Source organism: Bacillus cereus group sp. N31 (assembly GCF_016483245.1).
GTDB classification, from domain to species: Bacteria; Bacillota; Bacilli; order Bacillales; family Bacillaceae_G; genus Bacillus_A; species Bacillus_A toyonensis.
Genome location: NZ_JAEHCH010000017.1, coordinates 129,201 through 135,279, shown reverse-complemented (window position 1 = coordinate 135,279; position 6,079 = coordinate 129,201). Strand labels below are relative to the sequence as shown.

Here is a 6,079-nt window from a genome sequence, read left to right as displayed (position 1 = left end):
TTTTATTCCGCTGCTTTCTTTAATCATCAGTTATCTCATCATCTCCTCTTACAGCTGCTGGTTTCAAAGGTTCTGATGTCACCGGTTCTGGTGGCAACGGTTCTGGTGGCAATCGAGTTAAGGGCGATAGCAGTTTGCAAGATGGCAAAGGCTCCCAAGATGGCAATCGAGTTAAAGGGGATAGCAGTTCACAAGGTGGTAACGTAAAAGATAATGCGACAAAACAAGGTGATAAGTTACCTAATACTGCAGCACATTATCCTGCATCTATTTTAATAGGACTTTCAACATTCCTAATTGGTATGTTATTGTTTATTCGCCGTAAAAATGCAAAATAAAGACCAACATCTTTCCATCTAAAAAATACATGAAACCAATATAAAACTAAAAAGGGCTTTGGATTGCAGTTTATTATGCAACCCAAAGTCCTTTTGGCATCTATCAGAAAACGTATTAATATGCTTTTCCCCAATAGACCATGTGCTTTGCTTCTTTACTACAGCAAATACATTCGTCAGCTAAATGTTCTTGCTCAAAAGGCATACAACGTGAAGATACTCCAACTTCTTCTTTTAATTTCTCTTCACAAGCTAGTTCTCCACACCACATCGCCTTAATAAACCCTTGCTTTTCATCAGCTGCTTTTTTCATCTCTTCGAAATTCGTCACACTATACGTATTCTCATCGCGAAATACTTTTGCTTTATTAAATAAAGAATGATGAATTTCCTCCAGTAATGATGAAATGCGTTCTTCTAATTGATCCATTGATATACATTCTTTTTCTTTCGTATCTCTTCTTACAAGTACAACTTGATTCTTTTCAATATCCTTTGGACCCACTTCTAATCGAATTGGAATTCCCTTCATTTCATACTCATTAAATTTCCAGCCCGGTGTTTTAGTGCTAGCATCTATTTTTACACGCGCAACCTTCTGAATACGTCCTTGTAACTCTGTTGCTTTTTCTAACACACCTTCTTTATGCTGAGCAATAGGTACAATAACAACTTGTACTGGAGCGACTTTTGGCGGCATTACAAGTCCGTTATTATCACTATGGACCATAATAAGTCCACCTATCATTCTCGTTGATACACCCCACGAAGTCTGGTGTACATATTGCCACTTACCGTTACGATCTAAAAACTTAATATCAAATGCTTCAGAGAAATTCGTTCCAAAGTTATGAGATGTTCCTGTTTGAAGTGCTTTTCCATCATGCATTAAACTTTCAATCGTATAAGTTGCCTTCGCTCCCGCAAACTTTTCTTTTTCTGTTTTTTGTCCTTTAATTACTGGTATCGCTAAGTATTCCTCACAGAAAGAGGCATATAGATTTAAAATATTTAACGTTTCAGCTTGCGATTCTTCTGCCGTTTCATGAATCGTATGGCCTTCTTGCCATAAAAATTCAGTCGTACGAAGGAATGGTCTCGTTGTCTTTTCCCAACGAACTACTGAACACCACTGATTATATAACTTTGGCAAATCATTATATGATTGAACAATCTTTGAGAAATGCTCACAGAATAAAGTTTCCGATGTAGGACGTACACAAAGTCTTTCCGCTAACTTTTCATCCCCGCCATGCGTAACCCATGCTACTTCAGGAGCAAATCCTTCAACATGATCCTTCTCTTTTTGCAATAAACTCTCTGGGATAAACATTGGCATATACACATTCTCATGACCAGTTTCCTTTAACTTTTCATCCATCACTTTCTGCATATTCTCCCATAAGGCATAACCGTACGGACGCAGAATCATACACCCTTTTACACTTGAATAGTCAACAAGTTCAGCTTTTTTTACAATATCGGTATACCACTGCGCAAAGTCCTCTTCCATCTTCGTAATGGCTTGCACTTGTTCTTTTGCCATAGTCAGTCTTCCTCCTTTTAGAAAATACAAAAAAGCCCGCGCCCCTAAATAGGGACCGAGCTTTGCCGGCGTTACCACCCTGATTCATACACAAAAATTGTATATGCTCTCTTTTTGATAACGGGAATTTCCCGCTGCATATGCAGAACTCAAAGGTAGGTTCCATATCGCCCTTTAAGAATCTTTCAGCCAAACGGATTCTCTCTCTGCAAAAAAGGTTGGACATGTACTAGTCCTTTTTCAGCGTTATAACGAAATAAATTTGTTGATTATCATAATACAAATTCTTTTTTAAAACAATAGCTAATTTTCTTATTTTTATATATTCTTTTCATTTTTTGTAGTTTTATACGTAGCTCTTTCGAACGATTTTCACAAGTTGATGTGCAACCATACCGATAAGTGTACCAAGTAGAACGAAGAAACAAATAAATCCATATCCCATTCCTTCCCACCCACCAATAGCTATCATTGTTACAGGAAAGAAAGCTAAACAAAGAAGTACTAAACTAAGTGAAAATATAATATCAAACTGTTTGTCTGGAAAACGTTTCTTTAGTAAATATGAAATAGCAAATACTAGGAGAATCGTGATTCCACCAATGATGTAAAAAATACCAAATCCATCTAGCCAGTCCATAGTATTCCCTCCTTTCATTCAATCCCTTATACTTATTATATGTTTAATTTTTCTGAAAATAAATAATAAATTTTATTCAGAAACATATTTTTATTACTAGGTATTAATAGTAATATATAATAATAGGTTTTATATAATTAGGAGGATTACTTTATGGATAAAGCATTAACTAATCGTGTCATTATTTTATCATTCGACTGTTTATCAGCTTTAGATTTTCCTATACTACAAAAATTACCTAACTTCCAATCTCTAATAAAAAAGGGCGCGGTTGTAGAAAAAGTAGAACCAATTTATCCTTCTGTAACATATCCAAGCCACTCAACAATCGTTACTGGAAACTACCCTAATAAACATGGTGTTGTTAGCAATACTTTACTTCAACCAGGACGTGAATCACCAGATTGGCATTGGTACCGAAAATCGATAAAAGGAACAACATTATATGATGAAGCACGCAAAGCAAATTTAACGACAGCAGCCCTTCTTTGGCCTGTTACTGGAAGAGCAAACATTGATTACAATTTACCGGAAATCTTTCCAAATAGACCGTGGCAAAATCAAATTTTAGTTTCATTATTTAGCGGTAGCCCGCTATACCAATTAGATTTAAATCGACGGTTCGGTCATATACGAAATGGATTATCACAACCTGAACTCGATGATTTCGTTCTTGCTTCTGCTGTACATACAATCCTTACAAAAAGGCCTAATGTCATGTTTGTGCATTTCACTGATTTAGACACACAAAGACACTATCATGGCTTTGAATCTAACGAAACAATAGCAGCTATCCATAGGCACGACGAACGTCTAGGAAAAATTATTCATGCATTAAAAGAAAGTGGAATATACGAAGAAAGTACAATTATTGCCCTTGGTGATCATAGCGCTTTAAGTGAAAACAAATCAATTCAATTAAATGTGCTATTCCATCAAAAAGAGCTTATATCTCTAAATAAAGAAGGTAAATTAGTAGACTGGAAGGCCTACTGTCAAAGTTGCGACGGTTCTGCCTATGTATATGTGAAAGACAAAAACGATACGGATACCATTCGGGAAGTACAACTACTTCTTGAAGAACTGCTTCAAAATAAACAAAATGGCATTGAATTTATACTTCATGATGAAGCGGCGAAAGAATCCGGTGCAGATGGTAATTGTTTATTTATGTTGGAAGCACAAGAGGGGTATTATTTCACTGAAAATTATACCGGTGATTTTATAAAAGAAATTACTAAAAAAGATGTTACTTCTAGTAAAAAATATACATTTGGAACTCATGGTTACTCCCCAACAAAGCCTAACTATGAAACAATTTTTATCGCTGCTGGAAAAGGTATTCAAAGTGACGTTACAATCCCGTATATGAGACTTATTGATGAAGGTCCGACTATCGCAAGATTACTCGGTTTGCACTTAGGCGAAACAGACGGATCCATTATAGAGGATTTACTACAATTGTAAAGAACTGTGTATATATGTAAAAGTTATGTAAAAATCATCACTGTTTCTCTTTTTATAATTTTTATTTTTGTACACTGTTAGTAGAACAATTTAAGGGGGAACATTATATGAAGAAAATGTCCAGACAAGAAAAAAGCTGGATATTATATGATTGGGCGAATTCGGTATATTCGCTCGTCATTACAACTGCACTATTCCCAATTTACTTTAAAGCAGCTGCAAAAGAAGCTGGACTATCTGGTGCAACTTCAACAGCATATTGGGGATATGCAAACTCATTCGCTACACTTTTAATTTCTATACTTGCTCCTATTCTCGGCACAGTTGCTGATTATAAAGGGTTTAAAAAACGATTTTTCACATTCTTCTTTGGACTCGGCATCGTATTTACAAGTATGCTAGCAGTCGTCCCAACATCCCAGTGGTACTTATTACTAGGTTGCTATATGCTAGCACTAGTCGGTTTTGCTGGAGCAAACATTTTTTATGATGCATTTTTAGTAGATGTTACCTCTAAAGATAGAATGGATCGAATTTCTACACGAGGCTTTGCATTAGGCTATATTGGGAGCACAATTCCTTTTATCGGTTGTATCGTTCTTATTATTCTTGCTCAAAAAGGCACTATCCCTTTATCAGTCGGCATTGCCAGTCAAATTTCATTCGCAATAACAGCTCTTTGGTGGGGATTATTTACAATTCCAATGCTAAAAAACGTAGAGCAAACACATTATATTGAACGCCATCCAAGACCAATTGCAATGAGCTTCAAACGCCTTGCTGATACTTTTAAAAATATTAAAGAATATAAAACAGTCTTTATGTTCCTAATCGCCTATTTCTTCTACATTGACGGGGTCGATACAATTATTACTATGTCTACCGCTTACGGAACAGATCTCGGTATTAGTGCAACGAATCTATTAATCATCTTATTTGTCACACAAATTGTAGCTTGTCCATTCGCTTTATTATACGGAAAATTATCAGAAACATTTACAGGGAAAAAAATGCTATATGTTGGTATTATTATTTATATCATCATTTGCACATATGCTTATTTCTTAAAAACGACACTCGATTTCTGGATTTTAGCAATGTTAGTTGCCACTTCTCAAGGTGGTATTCAAGCACTTAGTCGTTCCTATTTTGCAAAACTAGTACCTAAAGAATCGGCAAATGAATTCTTCGGATTTTATAATATATTTGGCAAGTTTGCCGCGATCATGGGTCCAGTATTAGTCGGTGTTACAACGCAATTAACAGGAAAAACAAACGCTGGTGTCCTTAGTATTATCGTATTGTTTATTATCGGTGGATTCTTATTAACTAGAGTTCCTGAAAATGATACACCCGTTACACCACCTAATCCGAAAACTAAAACGCTATAAAAAGAAGATCCCCTTCACACAAGAAGAGGATCTTTCTTTATTTTTAACGATAACGCTTTACAAGTAAAAACTCTACAGCTGGCTTTACAACTCTAGCGGCACATAACGTAAGTAAAAGCGGTACATCATGAAAATCTATCCATTTATTAAAACCTACCGATGCGAAAAAAAAACAAAAAATAAATACAATGTGTACATAATATGTAACATTTGCACTTGTTTTTCATACATGTTTTTCTAAATCTTTCTTCTCCTCATTTTCCCCTTCAACATTATGCGATGCTACGAATAAATAGTGCATACCAGTTTACTTGAAGTTCAATTAACCAATAGTAAAGTGCAAATGCTAGCATACTTATAACTACTAATGCCGTAACTAAAAGACTTATTTTCTCTTTCCCCTACAGCTTATACAAAAATAGTTTATCAACAGTTGTTCCCAATACTTCCGCTAAACGAAAAGCTAACGCTAAGCTTGGATCATATTTATTATTCTCAATTGCATTTATCGTCTGTCTTGATACGCTACACTTATCAGCTAATGCACCTTGTGAAATATTATTTTCAGTGCGCAATTCATAGATTTGATTTTTCACATCGTTTCTCCTAACCTGTAAAATTATTTTTACAACATCAGTATATAGTTGGTACATTTCATTGTCAAAAGATTCCCATAGGAAAAGGGAGCAGTTCTGCT

At 35.3% G+C, this 6,079-nt stretch carries 5 protein-coding genes, 2 pseudogenes and 1 other annotated feature; of the genes and pseudogenes, 3 read left to right on the top strand and 4 right to left on the bottom strand.

Going from position 1 to position 6,079, the window contains the following annotated elements; genetic code table 11:
- Nucleotides 1-68: 68 nt before the first annotated feature.
- Nucleotides 69-338: pseudogene (locus JDS81_RS20075) on the top strand (LPXTG cell wall anchor domain-containing protein); the annotation flags it as partial.
- Nucleotides 339-453: 115 nt separating this feature from the next.
- Here JDS81_RS20075 and proS read toward each other — a convergent pair.
- A complete protein-coding gene (gene proS / locus JDS81_RS20070; RefSeq protein ID WP_097953946.1) occupies nucleotides 454-1,884 on the bottom strand; it encodes a proline--tRNA ligase in 1,431 nt (476 codons plus the stop codon).
- A 47-nt stretch (nucleotides 1,885-1,931) separates the two neighbouring features.
- Nucleotides 1,932-2,137 (bottom strand) — a binding site (T-box leader).
- A gap of 93 nt (nucleotides 2,138-2,230) precedes the next feature.
- On the bottom strand, nucleotides 2,231-2,524 hold the full coding sequence (locus JDS81_RS20065; RefSeq protein WP_000383863.1) for a YesK-like family protein: 294 nt from the start codon (nucleotides 2,522-2,524) through the stop codon (nucleotides 2,231-2,233).
- Nucleotides 2,525-2,677: 153 nt separating this feature from the next.
- Here JDS81_RS20065 and JDS81_RS20060 point away from each other — a divergent pair, with 153 nt between their 5' ends.
- On the top strand, nucleotides 2,678-3,991 hold the full coding sequence (locus JDS81_RS20060; RefSeq protein WP_097953945.1) for an alkaline phosphatase family protein: 1,314 nt from the start codon (nucleotides 2,678-2,680) through the stop codon (nucleotides 3,989-3,991).
- A 107-nt stretch (nucleotides 3,992-4,098) separates the two neighbouring features.
- Entirely contained in the window at nucleotides 4,099-5,382 is a 1,284-nt protein-coding gene (locus JDS81_RS20055) for an MFS transporter (protein WP_097953944.1), read from the top strand.
- A 43-nt stretch (nucleotides 5,383-5,425) separates the two neighbouring features.
- Here the strand turns inward: JDS81_RS20055 and JDS81_RS20050 are convergent.
- Nucleotides 5,426-5,735 (bottom strand): annotated as a pseudogene (locus JDS81_RS20050) (hypothetical protein).
- Nucleotides 5,736-5,783: 48 nt separating this feature from the next.
- Nucleotides 5,784-6,035, bottom strand: coding sequence for a helix-turn-helix transcriptional regulator (locus JDS81_RS20045; protein WP_073990719.1), 252 nt, complete (start codon nucleotides 6,033-6,035; stop codon nucleotides 5,784-5,786).
- Nucleotides 6,036-6,079: the final 44 nt, after the last annotated feature.